Origin of the sequence: Streptomyces murinus (assembly GCF_002154555.1) — a bacterium.
Classification (GTDB): domain Bacteria; phylum Actinomycetota; class Actinomycetes; order Streptomycetales; family Streptomycetaceae; genus Streptomyces; species Streptomyces murinus.
Genome location: NZ_MUNF01000492.1, coordinates 1 through 598, shown reverse-complemented (window position 1 = coordinate 598; position 598 = coordinate 1). Strand labels below are relative to the sequence as shown.

General features: G+C 73.2%; 1 protein-coding gene. It reads right to left on the bottom strand.

All coding sequences use genetic code 11. From position 1 onward, the window contains the following. Positions 1-3: 3 nt before the first annotated feature. Positions 4-598 (bottom strand): AAA family ATPase (locus tag CCN72_RS27490; protein WP_244174490.1); only part of this gene is annotated, 595 nt, incomplete at its 5' end.

Sequence of the window (598 nt, the reverse complement as noted above, 5' to 3'; positions counted from 1 at the left end):
TGATCACCAGTTCGGGGGGCTCGCTATCGCTCTCGCCAGGACCTCGTCCAGGACCCGGGCCGTGCCCGGGACGTCCAGCTGGGAGTTGTCGATGATCGGGAGGCCGGAGCCGTACCAGCCGGCCATGCGGCCGTGGATGCGGGCGACCTCCTCGTCGGTGAGGCGGCGGTTGCCGGAGCGTTCGGCGTTGCGTTCCAGGACGATGTCCAGGCCGGGCAGCAGGACGACCGGGAGCAGGCCGGGGCCGACATGGCGCTTCCAGCCGCCGAGGCCGACGACCGGGCGGTCCGGGAAGACCGCGTCGTCCAGGATGCAGGAGATGCCGTTGGCCAGGAAGTTGCGCGCGGCGAAGCCGCAGGTGCGGCGGGCCAGGCGGTACTGGGCCTCGGAGTGGTCGTTCCACCCGGACTGGGGGTCGGCGAAGCCGGAGCGCACCCACTCGCGGACGTCGTCCAGGCTGATGTGGGCCGTGGGCACGCGCCGGTGGTCCGCCCAGTACTTCGCCACGCTGGTCTTGCCCGCGCCCGCGGGTCCGATCAGCAGGACGGCCAGCGTGGTGCTCGTCGGATCGGGCACCGCGGTGGCGGTCGGCGCCGGG